Origin of the sequence: Rhizobacter sp. (assembly GCF_032229685.1) — a bacterium.
Classification (GTDB): domain Bacteria; phylum Pseudomonadota; class Gammaproteobacteria; order Burkholderiales; family Burkholderiaceae_C; genus LMDS01.
Genome location: NZ_JAVTWP010000020.1, coordinates 1 through 17,193, shown reverse-complemented (window position 1 = coordinate 17,193; position 17,193 = coordinate 1). Strand labels below are relative to the sequence as shown.

The window sequence follows — 17,193 nt, the reverse complement described above, 5'->3', positions numbered from 1 at the left end:
AACAGGCCGCCCCGTGGGGCGGCCCGTCGTGCGGCCCGCTGTGGCGGCCGCGGGTTGCGTCAGGCGAGCTTCTCTTTGATGCGTGCCGACTTGCCCGAACGGCTGCGCAGGTAGTACAGCTTGGCGCGGCGCACATCACCGCGGCGCTTGACTTCGATCGACGAGATCAGCGGGCTGTACAGCTGGAACGTGCGCTCCACGCCTTCGCCGCTGGAGATCTTGCGAACGATGAAGCTTGAGTTCAGGCTGCGGTTGCGCTTGGCAATCACCACGCCTTCGAAAGCCTGGACGCGCTTGCGCGTGCCTTCGACCACGTTGACGCTGACGATCACGGTGTCGCCCGGGGCGAACGCGGGAATGGTCTTGTTGAGCCGGGCGATTTCTTCCTGCTCGAGGGTCTGGATCAGATCCATGGTTTTCTCCAAGTGATCTTGCCGGCGCGTGGTTTGGAATTGGGTTGGGGCGGCGGCACGAAGCCTGTGCCCCTGCGCGGCAGAGGATCGAAAAGCCTTTGATTATAGCCTGAGTGAGGCGAGGTAACTCTCGTCTGCCGGCGTCAGGCGGCCCGCGGCCCGGGCGGCGGCCAACAGGTCGGGCCGCCGGCGTGCCGTGAGTTCGAGCGACCGCTCGCGCCGCCAGCGACTGATGTCCTTGTGGTGACCCGACATCAGCACCGCCGGTACCGCTTGCGCTCCGCCTTCACCGGGCAGCAGTTCCGGGCGGCTGTAGTGCGGGCAGTCGAGCAGCCCGTCTTCGAAGCTGTCCTGCTGGTGCGATTGGGCGTCGCCCAGCACACCGTCCTGCAAGCGCGCCACGGCGTCGAGCAGGGCCAGTGCCGGCAGTTCGCCGCCCGAGAGCACGAAGTCGCCCAGGCTGAGCTCCATGCTCACATGGCGGTCGATGAACCGCTGGTCGATGCCTTCGTAGCGGCCGCAAAGAAAGATCGCGCCGGCACCGGCAGCGAACTCGCGAACCACCGCCTGGTCGATGCGGCGGCCGGTCGGCGTGAAGTGCACCAGCGGCGCCGGCTGGGCATCCTGGCGCGCCGCACGCACCGCGCTCAGCGCGCGCCCGAGCGGCTCGGCCAGCATCACCATGCCGGGGCCACCACCATAAGGGCGATCGTCGACGCGCCGATAGTTGTTGTCGGCGAAGTCGCGCAGCGGCCAGAGTTTCACGTCGACCTGCCCCGACTCGAAGGCACGCCGCGTGACGCCGTGCACCAGGTGCGGTGCAAACAGTTCGGGGAACAGCGTGACGATGTCGAAACGCATGGGCGGGCCGCAGCGCTGCGTCAGAAGTCCAGGCCCCAATCGACCGTGATCAAGCGCTGCTCCAGGCTCACGGCGTCGATGTAGGCGGAGACGAAAGGAATGAGCCTTTCGCCGGCTTCGTCGAGCACGCCTTGGGGCGCCACCCGCAAGACGCTGTGCGGGCCGGTGTCGATGAGCCCGGTCACCGTGCCGAGCGTTTCGCCCTGACGGTTCACGACACCGAGGCCGATCAGGTCGACCCAGTAGAACTCGTCAGCTCCGGCCGTCGGAAAGCTCGAGCGGCCGATGAAGACCCGTGCGCCGCGCAGTGCTTCGGCGGCGTCGCGGTCGGGCAACTCTTGAGCCAGGGCCACGACCACGTCACCGTGGTCTTTGACCTGCGTGATCCGCAGCAACGGCGGCACCGGCTTCACGATCGTGGCCGGGCGTTGCAAGCCAGCCTTGTCGGAAGGTTTGATGAACCAGCGGCGCGATGAAAACAGCGCCTGCGGGTCGGACGCGAAAGGCTTGACCTTGATCCAGCCTTTCAGCCCCCAGGCATCGACCACGATGCCCACCTCGACCGCGTCTTCGGGCCAGCCCGGTTCGGCGGCGAGGCTGGGCGCAGAGGCACTCACGGGAGCGAGTGCGCAACCGCGCGCGGCAACCGAGAGATCAGGCCGCAGCCTTGGCCTGGGCGACCAGGCGCTGGACGGTCGGCGACAACTGGGCGCCGGTGGCGGTCCAGTGTTCGATGCGGTCGAACGCGACGCGCAGCGGCTGCTCGCCACCCGAGGCGACGGGGTTGTAGAAGCCCACGCGCTCGATGAAGCGGCCGTCGCGTCGGGTGCGCGAGTCGGCAACGACGATGTTGAAAAACGGGCGCTTCTTGGCACCACCTCGTGCGAGTCGGATCACGACCATGACTGTTCCTTCAGAATGTTCAATCTTCCACCGCACCAGGACACCGCGCCGGTCAGGGCACGCAGGTCAGGCAGATCGGGAGCCACCGGAGCCTTTGCGCCTTGCGGTGCGCAGCCTCCGACAGCACGTGCTGTCCCTCGTTGCCGTAGATACGCCGAACGCTCGCTCGGCCAGCAACGAAACCGCGCATTATAAACTCAGAGCAACCATCCTTGGGAACCGACATGACCGCCGCCTCGCTGCTGATCCGCCCCAGCACCCCCGCCGACGTGCCCGCCATCACGGCCATCTACGGCTGGAACGTGCTGAACGGCACCGGCACCTTCGAGCTCGAAGCGCCCGACGAGGCCGAGATGGCGCGGCGCCGCGACGACGTGCTCTCCAAGGGCCTGCCCTGGCTCGTGGCCGAGCGCGGCGGCGCGGTGCTGGGCTACGCCTATGCCAACCACTTCCGCCCGCGCCGCGCCTACCGCTTCTGCCTGGAAGACTCGGTCTACCTGGCGGCCGACGCCAAAGGCCAGGGCCTCGGGCGCCTGCTGCTGGCCGAGCTGCTGGCGCGCTGCGAAGCCGCTGGCGCGCGGCAGATGCTGGCCGTGATCGGCGACTCGGCCAACCTCGGCTCGATCGGCGTGCACCGCACCCTGGGCTTCGAACCCGTCGGCGTGATGAAAGCCGCCGGCTGGAAGTTCGAGCGCTGGCTCGACGTGGTGCTGATGCAGAAGAACCTCGGCCAGGGGGCCCGCACCGCGCCGGTGGACGCAGCGTGAGCGCGCCTGGCGCGCTCAAGTCGAAGACGCTGGCCACCTGGTTCGCGGTCGTCGGCGGCTGCTTCGGCCTGCACCGCTTCTACCTGCACGGGCTGAAAGACAAGGCAGGCTGGCTCGTCGTGGCGCCCACGCTGGCCGGCCTGTACGGTGTGCAGCGCATGCGTCATCTGGGCGTCGACGACCATCTGGCGTGGGTGCTGATTCCGATGCTCGGCCTGACGCTGACCATCGCCATGGTCAGCGCGCTCGTGCTCGGGCTCACATCCGACGAAAAGTGGCAGGCGCGCTTCAACCCGAGCGGCGCCGTGCAGCCCAGCGGCTGGATCGTGATCATCGGCGTGATCACCGCGCTGAGCCTGGGCGCGGGTGTGCTGATGGCCACGATCGCCTTCAGCGCACAACGCTATTTCGAGTACCAGGCCGCGCCGCCGGCCCGGTGATCAGACGAACAGGCGCAGGCTGATCCAGTAGAACACCCCGGCCACGAAGGCCGAGGCCGGGATCGTGAAGATCCACGCCCACACGATGTTGCCGGCCACGCCCCAGCGCACTGCCGAAGCGCGGCGCACCGAACCCACGCCGACGATCGCGCCGGTGATGGTGTGGGTGGTCGACACCGGTACACCGAGCGCCGTTGCCAGGAACAGCGTGATCGCTCCGCCGGTTTCGGCGCAGAAGCCGCCCACCGGCTTGAGCTTGGTGATCTTCTGCCCCATGGTCTTGACGATGCGCCAGCCGCCGAACATCGTGCCCAGGCCGATGGCGATGTAGCAGCTCCAGATCACCCAGCTCGGCGGCATGGCGTCGGTGGCCGGGGTGTAGTTCGAGGCGATCAGCAACATCCAGATGATGCCGATCGTCTTCTGGGCGTCGTTGCCGCCGTGGCCCAGGCTGTACAGGCCGGCCGACACCAGCTGCAGGCGCCGGAACAGGTTGTCGACCCGCAGCGGTGAAGCGCGCCGGCACAGGTGTGCCACCACGACCATCAGGATCGAGCCCAACAGGAAGCCGAGCAGCGGCGAGACGAAGATGAACAGCACCGTCTTCCACACGCCGGCGGCGATCAGCGACGTGGCGCCGGCTTTGGCGATCACCGCGCCGACGATGCCGCCGATCAGCGCGTGCGACGAGCTCGACGGAATGCCGTACCACCAGGTCACCACGTTCCAGAAGATCGCACCGATCAATGCGCCGAACACCACGTGGTGGTCGACCACGCCCGGCAGCACGATGCCCTTGCCCACCGTGGCCGCCACGTTCAGGTGAAACACCGCGATCGCCAGCACGTTGAAGAAGGCCGCGAAGATGATCGCCTGCTGTGGCTTGAGCACGCCGGTGGAAACGACCGTCGCGATCGCGTTCGCCGCGTCGTGGAAACCGTTCATGAAGTCGAACGCGATCGCCAGCACGACCAGCATCGCGACGACCCAGAAGGCAGTCTGTACAGAGCCCATCGGAACGCAGCGTCAGTTCAGGAATTTTCGAGGACGACGCCCTCGATCAGGTTCGCCACGTCTTCGCACCGGTCGGAGATCGACTCGAGCAGTTCGTAGATCGCCTTGAGCTTGATCAGCTCGCGCACGTCGGTCTCTTCGCGAAAGAGCTTCGACATGGCCGAGCGCATCACCCGGTCGGCGTCGGACTCGAGCTTGTCGATCTCTTCGCAGGTCTTGATCGCCGCCTCGGCCGTGGCCGGCTGGCTGATCCGGGGCAGAAGCGACACCGCATGCTGGACGCGCTCGCAGCACTTGGCGCTCAGGTCACCCAGGCGCAGCACGTCTTCGGTCATCGCGCGCACGTCGTAGAGCGACATGGTCTCGGTGGCGTCTTGCAGCAGGTCGAGAATGTCGTCCATCGCGTTGATCAGGCCATGGATCTGCTCGCGGTCGATCGGCGTGATGAAGGTCTTGTGCAGCAGCCGGTTCACCTCGGCGGTGATGCGGTCGGCCTGCTTCTCGGCGCGGTCGACCTCGGCGGCGTATTTCTCGCGCAGCTGCAGGTCGGCGTAGTTCTGGATCAGCAGGATGAAAGCGCGCGCGCCTTCGACGATGTGGTTGCCATGCTGGTTGAACAGCTCGAAAAAATTGCCTTCGCGAGGCAGCAGCTTGCCGAACAGCATGGGGGTCTCCTGGACATGTCATCAAACCGTCATCGATTTGACTCGGCGGGAGTGTACTTGCCGGGGCGCGGGCCCCTGGCGCCATTCAGGCGAACGGCACGTCGCCTGCCGAATGAAAGTACTCTCGCGGGCCACGGAACGCAGCCAGCCGCACCAGCAGCTCGTTGAAGTCGGCCTTGCTCTCGACCGGGTTGAAGTCTTCGGTGCCGATCGCGAACACCGGCGCGCCTGCATACGAGCCGAAGTAGCCGACGTAGGCGTCGCAAAGGCGCTGCAGATAATCGGCCGAGATGCCCTGCTCCATGCCGATGGCGCGCCGGTGGATGCGCTGCAGCAGCGTGGCGGGCGTGGCCTGCAGCCAGACCACGAGATCGGGCTCGCTGAACTGCCCGGCCACCTGCGCGTGCATCTGGCTGTAGAGGCGGTACTCGTCGTCGCTCAGGTTCAGGCGCGCGAACAGTCCGTCCTTCGCGAACAGGAAGTCGCTGACCAGCGCGCCGGCGAACATGCCCGGCTGCGCGATGCCCTGCATCTGCTTGACACGCTGGAACAGGAAATGAAGCTGGGTCTGGAACGCGTAGCCCGGCATGTCGGCGTAGAAGCGCCCGAGAAAAGGGTTCTCTTCGGCCTGCTCGAGCAGCAGATCGGCACCGAGGTAGGCGGCCAGTTTGCGCGCGAGCGAACTCTTTCCCGCGCCGATCGGGCCTTCGATCGCGATGTGTCGAAAGCGTTGCAGGCCGGCGTCCATCAGCCGCGGAAGATGAAGTACACCGCGCCGACCATGCACAGGCCGGCCCACAAGAAGTCGAGCTTGAAGGGCTGGTCCATGTAGACCATCGCGAACGGCACGAAGACCGCGAGCGTGATCACTTCCTGCGTGATCTTGAGCTGCGCCAGGGTGAAGCCCCCGGCGTAGCCGATGCGGTTGCCCGGCACCTGCAGCAGGTATTCGAACAGCGCGATGCCCCAGCTCACGAGCGCGGCGGTGTACCAGGGTTTGTCGGCCAGGTTCTTCAGGTGGCCGTACCACGCGAAGGTCATGAAGACGTTCGACGCCACCAGCAGCAGCACCGTCTGAAGCGAAACCGGAATGGAGTTCATCTCGGCAGTTTATCGGCCCGCTGGTCGGCCACCCGCAATAGCAGGTCGCGCACGCGGCCGACACCGGGCACCAGGGCATCGGCAGCGATCTCGGCCAGCGGCCGCAGCACGAAGGCCCGTTCGTGCAAGCGCGGATGCGGCACGGTCAGGGTGGCGCTGTCGATGCACTGCTCGCCGTACAGCAGCAGGTCGAGGTCGAGCGTGCGTGGGGCGTTGGGGTACGGTCGTTCGCGGCCATGGGCCGCTTCGATGCCTTGCAGTTCGGCCAGCAGTTCGTGCGGCGCGAGCCGCGTTTCGAGCAGCACGACCGCGTTCAGGTAATCGGGCCCGCTCGACTCGATCGGCGTGCTTCGATAGAGCGACGAACTCTGCCGCAGCGTTGTGTGAGGCAGCAGCGCCAGGGCGTTCAGCGCAGCGTGCAGCGTGGCACGGGCATCACCCAGATTGGCACCGAGGCCGACGAAGGCCTGCACCGGCCGCGCCGCATCAGTCGTCGATGGCGGCATAGACGAGCTGCCTGAACAACTCGCGCACCTCGTCGAGCTGGCCAGGCGCCTGCACCATCACGATCGCGAACATGGCTTCCTGCGGGTCGACGAAAAAAGCGGTGCCCGCCGCGCCGCTCCAGCCGTAGCTGCCGATCGAGCCGGGTTCGGTGTGCTCGCCGAGCGCGGTTTTCACGGCGAAGCCGAGGCCGAAGCCGTGCCCGCGCGGCAGCACCTCGCCCGAGCGCGGGATAGCCCCCAGGTGGTCGGCCGTCATGAACTCCACGGTCTTGCGGCCCAGCAGGCGCAGGCCGTCGATCGTGCCGCCGCCGAGCAGCAAACGCAGAAAGCGCGCGTAGTCGGCCGTGGTCGACATCAGGCCGCCGCCGCCGCCTTCGAGCGCCGCCGGCACGCGCGCGTCGAAGGTCGAAACGGGCACGCCGTTGTCGGGGTTGATCGCGAAAGGCTCGGCCAGGCGCGCGTACTGCGAAGCAGGCACGGCGAAGCCGGTGTCGTTCATCCCCAGCGGCTCGAAGATCGCCTCGCGCAGGTGTTCGCCCAGGCTCTGCCCGCTGATCACTTCGAGCAGCCGGCCGAGCACGTCGGTTGCGCGGCTGTAGTCCCACACGCTGCCGGGTTCGTGCATCAGCGGGATCTGCGCGATCGCCGCGCTGAGTGCAGCACCGGTTCGGTCGCGTGCGAACAGCTTCGCTTCCGAGTAGCGCAGCCGCACGGCAGAAGGCTCGAGAAACTCATACGTCAGGCCGGCGGTGTGGCGCAACAGGTCGTGCACCGTCATCGCCCGGTTCGGCATCTTCAGCTCGAGCTGGCCGTCGCGTTCCACGCCGACCCGAGCGCGCACGAACTCGGGCAGGTACTGCGACACCGGGTCGCGCAGCATCAGGCGGCCCTGTTCGACCAAGCGCATCGCCGCCACCGAGACGACCGGCTTGGTCATCGAGTAGATGCGAAAGATCGCGTCCTCGCGCATCGGCCCGCCACGCACCGGGTCGAGTTGACCGACGCTGTCGAAGCAGCCGACCGTGCCGCGCCGGTGGATCAGCCATTGCGCCCCGGGCAATCGCCCGCGCTCGACGAGGGCGGTGAACGCGGCGCGCAAGCGCTCGAGCGCTTCGCGGTTCAGGCCGGCGGCTTCAGGCGCTTTCACGGCCGGCCCTCAGACGTCGCCAGATGGCGCGGCGGGGGCGGCCGAATCTTTCGCACCTGCGCTGCCCGACGGCTTGCGGCGCCTGCGGCGGCGCTTGCGCACCGGGTCGCCATCGGACACGGCGGCCCCGTCCGATACTTCCGGGTCGGCTTCAGCATCGACACCAGCAGCCGCCGCGCGCGGAGCGCTGCGCACACGCCGAACCGGTTCCTGGCTGCGCGCTGCGTCGAGCAACGCACGCCGGCCGGCTTCGTCGGCGAGCGAGAAATCTTCCCACCAGTTGGCGAGCTCGCCTTCGATTTCGCCGGCGTCGCCACGCAGGCGCAGGAAGTCGAAGCCGGCGCGAAAGCGCGGTTGCTCGACGAGCGACATCACGCTGCTGCCGGTGCGGCGCTCGAAGCGCGGCTGCATCAGCCAGATCTCGCGCATGTCGGCGGCCAGCTTGCCACGGCCCGAGATGTCGCCGATGCGCGCGTCGAACACCGTGTCGACGGCCTGCTGCAACGCCGGGAACGACGGCTCACCCTGCGCCTTGAGCTTGCTCCAGCCCGCCAGCACGTCGTGCCACAGCATGCACGCGAGCATGAAGCTCGGCGCGACCGGCTTGCCTTCGCCGACGCGCCGGTCGGTGTCGGCCAGGGCGAGCTGCACGAACTTCTCGCGGCCGTCGTGGCGGTGCGCTTCGTCGAGAACCACGTCGATCACCGGGAACACACCCCGGTGCAGGCCCTGCTTCTTCAATTCTTCGACGCTCGCCAGCGCGTGGCCGGTCTGCAGCAGCTTGATCATCTCGTCGAAAGTGCGCGAAGCCGGCACGTTGTCGAGCAGGCCGACCATCGCCTTGATCGGCGCGCGGGTCTTGGGTTCGATCTCGAAGCCGAGCTTGGCTGCGAACCGCACCACGCGGATGATGCGCACCGGGTCTTCGCGGTAACGCGTGGCCGGGTCGCCGATCATGCGCAGCAGCTTCTTCTTCACGTCCTTGATGCCGCCGTGGTAGTCGACCACGATCTCGCGCACGGGGTCGTAGTACATCGCGTTGACGGTGAAGTCGCGCCGCGCGGCGTCGTCGACCTGCGGGCCCCACACGTTGTCGCGCAGCACGCGGCCTTCGGCATCGACCACATGGCTCTTGCCGGCGAGGTCGCTCTTCGATGTCTTCTCGTTGCCGCTGACCTGGTCGGTCGCTGCGGCCTCGACCATCGCGCGGAAGGTCGAGACCTCGATCACTTCAGAAAGCCCACGGTCCTGGCGCCCGCGCCCGAACACCACGTGCACGATGCGGAAACGCCGGCCGATGATGAAGGCGCGCCGGAACAGGCCCTTCACCTGCTCGGGCGTGGCGTTGGTGGCCACGTCGAAGTCTTTCGGGCGCAAACCAACCAGCAGGTCACGCACCGCGCCGCCGACGATGTAGGCCTCGAAGCCGGCGTCGGCCAGCGTGGTCACGACCTTGACAGCGCGTTCGTCGACCAGCGACGGGTCGATGCCGTGTTCGCTCTTCGGCACCTCGACGCGCTTGCCGGCGGCGGGGGTCGCAGGCTCGGCCTTGGCACTCTTGCCCAGCAGCTTGTCGATGAATTTCTTGATCATTCGCTTCGGTTCACTCGAACAGTTTCAGGACGCGCCAGCCGCGCTCGGTGGCCACGGCTTCGAGAGCGGGCGTCGGGTTCGTGGCCACCGGGTCGGTTGCGCGCTCCAGCAGGGCCAGGTCGTTCACGGAGTCGCTGTAGACGCTGATGCGCTCGAAGCTGTGCCAGGTGCAATCGCGCTCGGCCAGCCAGGCTTGCACCCGCGCCACCTTGCCTTCGCGGTAACTCGGTGTGCCCTCGATGCGGCCCGTGATGGTACCCCCGGGGCCCCGTTCGAGCCGCACCGCGATCAGCTTGCCGATGCCGAGGGCCTGCGCGATCGGCGCGGTGATGAAGTCGTTGGTGGCGGTGACGAGGGCGATCAGGTCGCCGCGCGCCTGGTGCGAACGCACCAGTTGCAAGGCGGCCGGCCGCAGGTTGGGCGCGATCACTTCCTGCATGAACTGCCGGTGCGCCTGCACGGCTGCGTCAAGCCCGCGCGCGCGCAGCGGCCCGGTCGCGAATTCGATGTAGGCATGGATGTCGAGCGCGCCGACCTTGTATTGGGCGTAGAAGGCGTCATTGCGGCGCTTGAATTCGGCCGCGTCGACCCAGCCGAGCCGCAGCATAAACTCGCCCCAGGCGTGGTCTGAATCGAGCGGGAGCAGCGTGTCGTCGAGGTCGAACAAACACAGGTTGCAGCCCACCTCCGAGCTCACGCGCCACCCTCTTCGATCAGCATCTGCTTGAGCAGCGGCACCGTGATCGCACGCTTGTTCGCGAGCGCGAACTCGTCGAGCCGGTCGAGCTGGGTCATCAGGTGCTTCAGGTCGCGTGCGAAGCGGGTCAACAGGTAGCTCATCACATCGTCCGACAGGAACACGCCGCGCCGGTCGGCTTCGCGCCGCAGTGCGGCGCGCATTTCGGTCTCGTTCAGCGGCTGCAGCGCGAACACGTGGCCCCAGCCCAGACGCGTGCGCAAGTCTTCGCGCAAAGGCAGGTCGACCGGCGGCAGGCGGCCGGCGGCGACGATCGGCACACCACGCGTCGTGGCTTCGACGAAGAGCGTGAAGGCGGCGTGTTGCGGGTCGGGTTGAAGCTCGTCGCAGCGGTCGATCACGATCAGCGACCAGCTCTCGTCGAACATCCAGGGCGCCGGGTCTTCGGCATTGAACCAGCCAGCCTGCGCGCCCTGCTGCTGGTACTGCAACACCAGCGCCTGAAGAAGATGGGTCTTGCCGGTGCCACTGGCGCCCCACAGGTACACCGGGGCCGACTGTGGCCCGAGCGCCTGCAGGTGCGCCACCGCCAGCGCATTGGCGCCGGGCAGGAAGTTGTCGAAGCTGTTCGCCGCTTCGACGCCGATGGCCAAGGGGATCTGCTTCATCCGAGGTACAGCTCGCTGGCAACGTAGCTGGCACGTAACCGCCGCACCGCGACCACCAGCAACGCGCTGACCGGCAGGGCCAGCAGCACGCCGACAAAGCCGAACAGGTGGCCGAACGCGAGCAAGGCGAAGATGACGGTGAGCGCGCTCATGCCGATGCGCTCGCCGACGAGGCGCGGTGTCAGGAAGAAGCTCTCGACGAGTTGCCCGAAGCCGTAGACCACCGCCACCGCGATCAGGCCGTACCAGCCGGTGAACTGCAACAGACCGGAAATCAAGGCCAGCACCAGGCCGAAACCGAAGCCGACGTAGGGAATGAAGACCGCCAACCCGGTGAAGACACCCACCGGCACCGCCAGCTCGAAGCCGAACAGCGCCAAGGCGATGCTGTAGTAGGCCGCCAGAACCAGCATCACCAGCAGTTGCCCGCGCAGGTACTGGCCGAGCACGTCGTCGCACTCCTGAACGAAGCTGTGAACACCTTCGCGCATGCGGGGCGGCACCAGGGCGCCGAGGCGCTGCGTCAGGTTCATCCAGTCCAGCAGCAGGTAGAACAGCACCATGGGCACCAGGAAGGCGTTGCCCAGCACCGCGAGCACGATGCTGCCGCCGATGCGCGCCGAGCTGAGCGCGGTGGCGATCGAGTCGTCGACGTTCGCGTCGAGGTACTTGAGCACGAAGGCCTTGATGCTGGCGGTGTCGAGCGCCACGTTGATGCCGAAGTTCGCGAGCAGCGGCGACAGGCCGTTGTTCAGGCGATCGGCCAGCAGCGGGATCTGTTCGCGCAGCAACGGAAGCTGCTTCGACAGGATCGGCACGAGCAGCAGGATCACCGCGAGCACGACGACGATGGCCGTGACTTCGACGAGCGTGACGGCCAGCACGCGTGGCACTCGGCGCGCCGCGAGGCGCTCGACCAGCGGGTGCAGCACGTAGCCGAGCACGGCGGCGATGAGGAACGGGGTGAGTACCGGCCCGAGCAGCCAGACCAGCAGGATGGCGAGCGCCCCGAGGGCGGTCCAGGTGGCGGTTTGGCGTTGTGCGGCGGTCAGGGTCATGAGGCGTGAAGTTGCGGCGCCAGGCTGGCGGCCGGTGCAGGCGCAACGCGGCAAGCCGGGAGAATTCTACGGGCCACGTTCGGCTCTGCGCGGCGGCTCAATGCAGGCGCGAAGCGCCGCCGCGGCCGAGCGCGAGCAGTTGCGCTTCGACGAGCGCTCGGTCGGGCGCCGCGGGCACGTGCTCGAGGTACGCGGCCAGGTCGCGCGTGGCGGCGTCCACCAGGCCCAGCTCGGCACACACCAGGCCGCGGTCGCGCCGTTCTTCCCAGGCCCGCGGCAACAGCACGACGAGCCGCTGCTGCACCGCCAGCAGGCGCCTGGCCTCGCCGGCGTTTCGGTGCACTTCTTTCAGGTTGCGCAGCATGCGGGCGAGCACGTCGCGCGAATTGGCGGTCTGCAGGAACAGACCGAGCGGCACGTCGAAGTCGCCTTGCAGGCCGCGGTGGCGCTTGTAGGGTGCGAGCAGCTCGTCGAGTTCGTCGCGCGAGAGTGAATGCCCGGTGAACGGGTCGATCACGACCTCGCCCTGCGGCATGCGCAGTTTGACGAGAAAGTGGCCGGGGAAGGAAACACCGCGCGCCGTCAGGCCGATCTGCGTGGCGAGCTCGATGTAGAGCACGGCCAGTGTGATCGGGATGCCGCGCCTCGTGGCGAGCACGGCATGCAGATAGCTGTTGTTCGGGTCGTAGTAGTGGTTGACGTTTCCCGCGAAGCCCAGTTCCTGGAAGAAGTAGCGGTTGAGCCAGCGCAGACGCTGCACCGGCACGGCGTCGGCGGGGAACTTGCGCTTGAGGCGGGCGGCGAGTTGGTCGATCTCGGCCAGCACGGCCAGGGTGTCGAGCTGCGGGTACTCGTCTTGCGCGATCGACACCGCCGCTTCGACGAGCGACAGGCTGGCGTCGTCGGCCACCAGCGTCGTGAAAAATTCAAGGGCGCTGGGCGTCTCGAATTGCAGGGGGCCGGGCATGCAGCCAGTTTAGCCGCGGCGCATGAAATGGCGAAGGCGGATGCCCATCGCCGCCAGTGCCACGAAATAGAGCAGCGCCGAACCGCCGAGGAAGGCGGCCATCAGGCCGATGCGCCTTCCCTCGTGGGCACCCAACGCGACCCAGTCGAACGCGTGCGCACCCCAGCCCAGCAAGCCGCCGAGCAGCGCCGAACCCACCAGCACGCGCAACCCGAAACCGAACCAGCCCGGGGCCGGTGTGTACCAGCCGGCGCGGCGCAGGCCAATGAAGAGCCAGGCGGCGTTCACGACGGCGCCCAAGCCGATCGACAACGCCAGCCCGGCGTGCTTGAGGTAAGGCACGAACACGAGGTTGAGGCACTGCGTCAGCACGAGCACGGTGATCGCGATACGCACCGGTGTGCGCACGTCCTGCCGCGCATAGAAGCCGGGCGCCAAGATCTTCACGCCGATGATGCCGAGCAGGCCGGCGCCGTAGCCCATCAGCGCCAGCGCCGACTGCCGCACCGCGTCGGCAGTGAACGCGCCACGGTGGAAGAGTGTGGCCAGCAGCGCGTCGGGGAACACCAGCAGCGCCACCGAACACGGCAAGGCCAGCAGCAGCGCCAGGCGCAAGCCCCAGTCGAGCAGGCCGGCGTAGACCGGCACGTCGTTGCGCGCCTGCGCTGCCGAGAGCTGAGGGATCAGCACCACACCGAGCGCCACGCCGAGCAGCGCGGTCGGGAACTCCATCAGCCGGTCGGCGTAGGTCAGCCACGAGACGGCGCCCACGCCCTGGTGCGTGGCGATCTGGGTGTTGATGATCATCGACAGCGGCGCGACCGACACACCGATCAGCGCCGGCCCCATCTGATGCATCACGCGCTTCACACCGGGGTGCGACCAGGCGTCGCGAATGGCGCTCCAGCGCAAGCCGATGCGTGGCATCTGGCCGATGCGCCGCAATGCAGGAACCTGCAGCGCCAGTTGCAGCACACCACCGATCATCACGCCGACGGCCAGCGAATAGATCGGGTCGACGCCGGCGCGCTTGAACACCGGCGCCAGCAGCCAGCCGGCGGCGATCACCGCGATGTTGAGCAATACCGGTGTCGCGGCCGGCACGGCGAAGCGCTTCCAGGTGTTGAGCACGCCCGAGCACAGCGACACCAGCGAGATGAAACCGATGTAGGGGAACATCCAGCGGGTCATCACGACCGCGCTGTCGAACTCGGCCAGTTCGGAGCCCATCACCCACACGACGACGGGCGCGGCGATCACACCGATCACGCAGGTCACGAGCAGCGCCCAGAACAGCACCGTTGCAACAGCGTCGATCAGGCGGTGCGTGACCTCGTCCCCTTCGACCGCGCGGGTGGCGGCGAGCACCGGCACGAAAGCCTGCGCGAACGCGCCTTCGCCGAAGAGGCGGCGCAACAGGTTCGGGATGCGGAAAGCGACGTTGAACGCGTCGGCGCTGGCCCCGGCGCCGAACAAGGACGCCACCAGAATCTCGCGGCCCAGGCCGGAAATGCGTGACGCCAGCGTGAACAGGGAAACGGAGGACGCGGCCCGCAACAGGTTCATGAACGACAGTGTGGCGCCGGGTGAGGGCCGCTCGGCAAGGCAGACCGGCAGAATTATAGGGAGCGCCCCTGCCCAGCAGGCCAACGGATTGCAGCGGCTTCCTGGCCGATGCTATACTCGCGGTCTTTGCTCCAATTGCTCAAGCTCCAACATGGCCACCACTTCCAAAGCCAAGAAAAAGACAGTTCGCATCGCTTCGGGTCTGAAGCGCGTGCGGCAAGACGTGAAACTCAACGCGGCCAACACGGCCCTGCGTTCGAAGTTCCGCACCGTCATCAAGAACGTGCAGAAGGCGGTTGTGGCCGGTGACAAGGCCAAGGCGGCCGAGCTGTTCAAGAGCGCCCAGGTCGTGATCGACTCGGTGGCCGACAAGGGCCTGTTCCACAAGAACAAGGCAGCGCGCCACAAGAGCCGCCTGTCGGCCAAGGTCAAGGCACTGGCCGTCGCCGCCTGACCCACTCCCCGGCACCGCACAAAAGGCTCGCATTGCGAGCCTTTTTGCTTTTAGGGTCGGGTAACAACTACTTCGGCGGGGCCTCGGGCACGAGGCAGGCCTCGGCCAATTGCAGCCGGTTGTCGCGGGCGAAGTTCATCACGAAGTCCCAGGCCATCGGCTCCACGCCCTTGAGCGCCTCGCTGACGATCACGCACTTGACGCCGTTGATGACGCGCGGCACGCACAGCGGCGAATAGCCGATGTAGGCGCCGATGCCGCCTTGCACGCCGTCGGGCCGGAAGCACGACATGGCGCCCGCCAAGCGCTCGGCCCAGTCGCTGGGGCGGAAGGCCTGGCCATCCAGGGTGACACCTTGGATGAAAAACTCGCGGGGCTTGGGGCTGGTCATCGGTTCGGTGCGGCCGGCAGTGGGCGGCCAAGCGGGACCCTCGGTCCGGAACGGCCGTTGTGCGGCACGCGCCATTGTGCCGTGAATGTGTTGCAGTGCAGCACGATCTGTGCCGGCGGCCGGGGTGTGCATGCCGTTGTCATCGCCGGATTCGGCCCCCGCTTTAGAATCGTGGCAGGGCGGGACGTGACTTATCGGCACTCCCGCCCGTTTCATTGACGCCCACCCACGGAGTCCCTGCCATGAATGCCCCGGACAAGCTGCACACATCAAGTGAACCCCATGTGATGCGCACCTACGGCCGCCTGCCGCTGGCGCTCTCGCATGGCCGAGGCTGCTGGGTCTGGGACACCGACGGCAAGAAGTACCTCGACGGCCTGGGCGGCATTGCCGTCAACACGCTCGGCCACGCCCACCCCAAACTGGTGCCGGCATTGCAAGAGCAGATCGGCAAGCTCATCCACAGCTCGAACTACTACCTGGTGCCGCTGCAGGAACAGCTCGCCGCCAAGCTGTGCGAGCTGTCGGGCATGAGCAACGTGTTCTTCTGCTCGACCGGCCTCGAGGCCAACGAAGGTGCGATCAAGCTCGCCCGCAAGTTCGGTCACGACAAGGGCATCGACCGCCCCGAGATCGTGGTCTACGAAGCGGCGTTCCACGGCCGCTCGATCGCCACGCTGTCGGCCACCGGCAACCCCAAGGTGCAGGCCGGCTTCGGCCCGCTGGTCGAAGGTTTCGTGCGCGTGCCGCTGAACGACGTGGCAGCGATCGAAGCCGTGGCGCGCAGCAACAAGAACGTGGTCGCGGTGTTTCTCGAAGTGATCCAGGGAGAAGGTGGTATCAACCCGGCGACGGTCGACTACCTGCGCGAAGTGCGCCGCGTCTGCGACCAGAACGACTGGCTGCTGATGCTCGACGAAGTGCAGTGCGGCATGGGGCGCACCGGCAAGTGGTTCGCGCACCAGTGGGCTGGCATCAAGCCCGACGTGATGCCGCTGGCCAAGGGCCTGGGCTCGGGCGTGCCGGTGGGTGCGGTGGTCTGCGGCCCGAAGGCCGCGAACGTGTTCGCGCCGGGCAACCACGGCACCACTTTCGGTGGCAACCCGCTGGCGATGCGCGCCGGCGTCGAGACCATCCGCATCATGGAAGAAGAACGCCTGCTGGCGAACGCCGCCACCGTCGGTGGCCTGCTCAAGGCCGGCCTGGAGCGCGAGCTCGCCGGCGTGAAGGGCGTGAAGCAAGTGCGTGGCCAGGGCTTGATGCTCGGCATCGAGCTCGACCGGCCGTGCGGTGATATCCTCGGCCGCGCCGCGAAAGCCGGGCTGATGTTGAGCGTCACGGCCGACCGCGTGATCCGTCTCGTGCCGCCGCTGATCCTGAGCGCCGACGAAGCCGCGCAGATCGTGCAGATCCTGTGCCCGCTGATCAAGGCCTTCCTCGCCGAAGCCACGTGATGAAACCCGGCATGAGCCTCATCAAGCACTACCTTCAGTTCAAGGACCTGCGCGCCGAGGAATACGCCTACCTGTTCGAGCGCGCGGCCACGATCAAGAAGCGCTTCAAGAACTACGAGAAGTACACGCCGCTGGTCGACCGCACGCTCGCCATGATCTTCGAGAAGGCCAGCACACGCACACGCGTGAGCTTCGAGGCCGGCATGTACCAGATGGGCGGCTCGGTCGTGAACCTGACCACCGGCGACAGCCAGCTCGGCCGCGCCGAGCCGATCGAAGACAGCGCGCGCGTGATCAGCCGCATGGTCGACATCGTGATGATCCGCACCTTCGAGCAGAAGAAGCTCGAAGCCTTCGCGGCGAACTCTCGCGTGCCGGTGATCAACGGCCTGACCAATGAATACCACCCGTGCCAGATCCTGGCCGACGTGTTCACCTTCATCGAGCAGCGCGGCAGCATCAAGGGCAAGGTCGTGGCCTGGGTCGGCGACGGCAACAACATGGCCAACACCTGGCTGCAGGCGGCCG

General features: G+C 67.2%; 22 protein-coding genes. 5 read left to right on the top strand and 17 right to left on the bottom strand.

The window, feature by feature from the left end:
* Nucleotides 1–59: 59 nt before the first annotated feature.
* The 4 genes from rplS to rpsP all read right to left on the bottom strand — a co-directional run bounded on the left by rplS (nt 60) and on the right by rpsP (nt 2,177).
* Nucleotides 60–413, bottom strand: coding sequence for a 50S ribosomal protein L19 (rplS, locus tag AC30PD_RS08400; protein WP_489535199.1), 354 nt, complete (start codon nt 411–413; stop codon nt 60–62).
* A 102-nt stretch (nt 414–515) separates the two neighbouring features.
* Nucleotides 516–1,274, bottom strand: coding sequence for a tRNA (guanosine(37)-N1)-methyltransferase TrmD (trmD, locus tag AC30PD_RS08395; RefSeq protein WP_489535198.1), 759 nt, complete (start codon nt 1,272–1,274; stop codon nt 516–518).
* A 20-nt stretch (nt 1,275–1,294) separates the two neighbouring features.
* Nucleotides 1,295–1,891: a ribosome maturation factor RimM gene (rimM, locus tag AC30PD_RS08390; RefSeq protein WP_489535197.1), complete on the bottom strand. Its 597-nt coding sequence runs from the start codon at nt 1,889–1,891 to the stop codon at nt 1,295–1,297.
* A 37-nt stretch (nt 1,892–1,928) separates the two neighbouring features.
* A complete protein-coding gene (gene rpsP / locus AC30PD_RS08385) occupies nt 1,929–2,177 on the bottom strand; it encodes a 30S ribosomal protein S16 (RefSeq protein ID WP_489535196.1) in 249 nt (82 codons plus the stop codon).
* 224 nt (nt 2,178–2,401) lie between these two features.
* Here rpsP and AC30PD_RS08380 point away from each other — a divergent pair, with 224 nt between their 5' ends.
* Both AC30PD_RS08380 and AC30PD_RS08375 read left to right on the top strand, forming a co-directional pair.
* On the top strand, nt 2,402–2,944 hold the full coding sequence (locus AC30PD_RS08380) for a GNAT family N-acetyltransferase (RefSeq protein WP_489535195.1): 543 nt from the start codon (nt 2,402–2,404) through the stop codon (nt 2,942–2,944).
* Nucleotides 2,941–3,384, top strand: a complete 444-nt coding sequence (locus tag AC30PD_RS08375) for a hypothetical protein (RefSeq protein ID WP_489535194.1) — start codon at nt 2,941–2,943, stop codon at nt 3,382–3,384. The genes AC30PD_RS08380 and AC30PD_RS08375 overlap by 4 nt, the downstream gene beginning before the upstream one ends.
* Here AC30PD_RS08375 and AC30PD_RS08370 read toward each other — a convergent pair whose 3' ends face one another.
* The 12 genes from AC30PD_RS08370 to murJ form a co-directional block, all read right to left on the bottom strand.
* Nucleotides 3,385–4,398: an inorganic phosphate transporter gene (locus AC30PD_RS08370; protein ID WP_489535193.1), complete on the bottom strand. Its 1,014-nt coding sequence runs from the start codon at nt 4,396–4,398 to the stop codon at nt 3,385–3,387.
* Nucleotides 4,399–4,415: 17 nt separating this feature from the next.
* Nucleotides 4,416–5,063 (bottom strand): DUF47 domain-containing protein, encoded by a 648-nt coding sequence (locus tag AC30PD_RS08365; protein ID WP_489535192.1) that lies wholly within the window; start codon nt 5,061–5,063, stop codon nt 4,416–4,418.
* 85 nt (nt 5,064–5,148) lie between these two features.
* On the bottom strand, nt 5,149–5,811 hold the full coding sequence (locus AC30PD_RS08360) for a deoxynucleoside kinase (RefSeq protein WP_489535191.1): 663 nt from the start codon (nt 5,809–5,811) through the stop codon (nt 5,149–5,151).
* On the bottom strand, nt 5,811–6,164 hold the full coding sequence (locus AC30PD_RS08355; RefSeq protein WP_489535190.1) for a DMT family protein: 354 nt from the start codon (nt 6,162–6,164) through the stop codon (nt 5,811–5,813). The genes AC30PD_RS08360 and AC30PD_RS08355 overlap by 1 nt, the downstream gene beginning before the upstream one ends.
* Nucleotides 6,161–6,670: a 2-amino-4-hydroxy-6-hydroxymethyldihydropteridine diphosphokinase gene (gene folK / locus AC30PD_RS08350; RefSeq protein ID WP_489535189.1), complete on the bottom strand. Its 510-nt coding sequence runs from the start codon at nt 6,668–6,670 to the stop codon at nt 6,161–6,163. The genes AC30PD_RS08355 and folK overlap by 4 nt, the downstream gene beginning before the upstream one ends.
* Nucleotides 6,651–7,817, bottom strand: a complete 1,167-nt coding sequence (locus AC30PD_RS08345; protein ID WP_489535188.1) for a serine hydrolase domain-containing protein — start codon at nt 7,815–7,817, stop codon at nt 6,651–6,653. Before AC30PD_RS08345 ends, folK begins: the two co-directional genes overlap by 20 nt.
* Nucleotides 7,818–7,826: 9 nt before the next feature.
* Nucleotides 7,827–9,410, bottom strand: a complete 1,584-nt coding sequence (pcnB, locus tag AC30PD_RS08340) for a polynucleotide adenylyltransferase PcnB (protein WP_489535187.1) — start codon at nt 9,408–9,410, stop codon at nt 7,827–7,829.
* Between the two features lie 10 nt (nt 9,411–9,420).
* A complete protein-coding gene (locus AC30PD_RS08335) occupies nt 9,421–10,107 on the bottom strand; it encodes an HAD family hydrolase (protein WP_489535186.1) in 687 nt (228 codons plus the stop codon).
* Nucleotides 10,104–10,775 carry a DnaA regulatory inactivator Hda gene (hda, locus tag AC30PD_RS08330; RefSeq protein ID WP_489535185.1) on the bottom strand — a complete coding sequence of 224 codons (672 nt, stop codon included), beginning with the start codon at nt 10,773–10,775 and terminating at the stop codon, nt 10,104–10,106. Before hda ends, AC30PD_RS08335 begins: the two co-directional genes overlap by 4 nt.
* Nucleotides 10,772–11,833: an AI-2E family transporter gene (locus AC30PD_RS08325; RefSeq protein ID WP_489535184.1), complete on the bottom strand. Its 1,062-nt coding sequence runs from the start codon at nt 11,831–11,833 to the stop codon at nt 10,772–10,774. Before AC30PD_RS08325 ends, hda begins: the two co-directional genes overlap by 4 nt.
* A gap of 97 nt (nt 11,834–11,930) precedes the next feature.
* On the bottom strand, nt 11,931–12,800 hold the full coding sequence (locus tag AC30PD_RS08320; protein ID WP_489535183.1) for a SirB1 family protein: 870 nt from the start codon (nt 12,798–12,800) through the stop codon (nt 11,931–11,933).
* Between the two features lie 9 nt (nt 12,801–12,809).
* Entirely contained in the window at nt 12,810–14,366 is a 1,557-nt protein-coding gene (gene murJ / locus AC30PD_RS08315) for a murein biosynthesis integral membrane protein MurJ (protein WP_489535182.1), read from the bottom strand.
* 151 nt (nt 14,367–14,517) lie between these two features.
* On the opposite strand from murJ, the gene rpsT reads away from it, so the two are divergent.
* Complete coding sequence (rpsT, locus tag AC30PD_RS08310; protein WP_489535181.1) at nt 14,518–14,820, top strand: 30S ribosomal protein S20; 303 nt, start codon at nt 14,518–14,520, stop codon at nt 14,818–14,820.
* Between the two features lie 67 nt (nt 14,821–14,887).
* Here the strand turns inward: rpsT and AC30PD_RS08305 are convergent, their stop codons facing one another.
* Complete coding sequence (locus tag AC30PD_RS08305; protein ID WP_489535180.1) at nt 14,888–15,211, bottom strand: DUF3579 domain-containing protein; 324 nt, start codon at nt 15,209–15,211, stop codon at nt 14,888–14,890.
* Nucleotides 15,212–15,453: 242 nt separating this feature from the next.
* On the opposite strand from AC30PD_RS08305, the gene AC30PD_RS08300 reads away from it, so the two are divergent.
* Together AC30PD_RS08300 and AC30PD_RS08295 are read left to right on the top strand one after the other, a co-directional pair.
* Nucleotides 15,454–16,665, top strand: a complete 1,212-nt coding sequence (locus AC30PD_RS08300; protein WP_489535179.1) for an aspartate aminotransferase family protein — start codon at nt 15,454–15,456, stop codon at nt 16,663–16,665.
* Nucleotides 16,665–17,193: Rossmann-fold NAD(P)-binding domain-containing protein (locus AC30PD_RS08295; protein WP_489535178.1), on the top strand; the 529-nt coding region annotated here is incomplete at its 3' end. The genes AC30PD_RS08300 and AC30PD_RS08295, both read left to right, overlap by 1 nt.

What these genes read in the sequence shown, in the direction of transcription:
- rplS (WP_489535199.1), bottom strand. Translation starts at nt 413, where the DNA reads ATGGATCTGATCCAGACCCTCGAGCAGGAAGAAATCGCCCGGCTCAAC.
- trmD (WP_489535198.1), bottom strand. Translation starts at nt 1,274, where the DNA reads ATGCGTTTCGACATCGTCACGCTGTTCCCCGAACTGTTTGCACCGCAC.
- rpsP (WP_489535196.1), bottom strand. Translation starts at nt 2,177, where the DNA reads ATGGTCGTGATCCGACTCGCACGAGGTGGTGCCAAGAAGCGCCCGTTT.
- AC30PD_RS08380 (WP_489535195.1), top strand. Translation starts at nt 2,402, where the DNA reads ATGACCGCCGCCTCGCTGCTGATCCGCCCCAGCACCCCCGCCGACGTG.
- AC30PD_RS08370 (WP_489535193.1), bottom strand. Translation starts at nt 4,398, where the DNA reads ATGGGCTCTGTACAGACTGCCTTCTGGGTCGTCGCGATGCTGGTCGTG.
- AC30PD_RS08365 (WP_489535192.1), bottom strand. Translation starts at nt 5,063, where the DNA reads ATGCTGTTCGGCAAGCTGCTGCCTCGCGAAGGCAATTTTTTCGAGCTG.
- AC30PD_RS08360 (WP_489535191.1), bottom strand. Translation starts at nt 5,811, where the DNA reads ATGGACGCCGGCCTGCAACGCTTTCGACACATCGCGATCGAAGGCCCG.
- AC30PD_RS08355 (WP_489535190.1), bottom strand. Translation starts at nt 6,164, where the DNA reads ATGAACTCCATTCCGGTTTCGCTTCAGACGGTGCTGCTGCTGGTGGCG.
- folK (WP_489535189.1), bottom strand. Translation starts at nt 6,670, where the DNA reads ATGCCGCCATCGACGACTGATGCGGCGCGGCCGGTGCAGGCCTTCGTC.
- pcnB (WP_489535187.1), bottom strand. Translation starts at nt 9,410, where the DNA reads ATGATCAAGAAATTCATCGACAAGCTGCTGGGCAAGAGTGCCAAGGCC.
- hda (WP_489535185.1), bottom strand. Translation starts at nt 10,775, where the DNA reads ATGAAGCAGATCCCCTTGGCCATCGGCGTCGAAGCGGCGAACAGCTTC.
- AC30PD_RS08325 (WP_489535184.1), bottom strand. Translation starts at nt 11,833, where the DNA reads ATGACCCTGACCGCCGCACAACGCCAAACCGCCACCTGGACCGCCCTC.
- AC30PD_RS08320 (WP_489535183.1), bottom strand. Translation starts at nt 12,800, where the DNA reads ATGCCCGGCCCCCTGCAATTCGAGACGCCCAGCGCCCTTGAATTTTTC.
- murJ (WP_489535182.1), bottom strand. Translation starts at nt 14,366, where the DNA reads ATGAACCTGTTGCGGGCCGCGTCCTCCGTTTCCCTGTTCACGCTGGCG.
- rpsT (WP_489535181.1), top strand. Translation starts at nt 14,518, where the DNA reads ATGGCCACCACTTCCAAAGCCAAGAAAAAGACAGTTCGCATCGCTTCG.
- AC30PD_RS08305 (WP_489535180.1), bottom strand. Translation starts at nt 15,211, where the DNA reads ATGACCAGCCCCAAGCCCCGCGAGTTTTTCATCCAAGGTGTCACCCTG.
- AC30PD_RS08300 (WP_489535179.1), top strand. Translation starts at nt 15,454, where the DNA reads ATGAATGCCCCGGACAAGCTGCACACATCAAGTGAACCCCATGTGATG.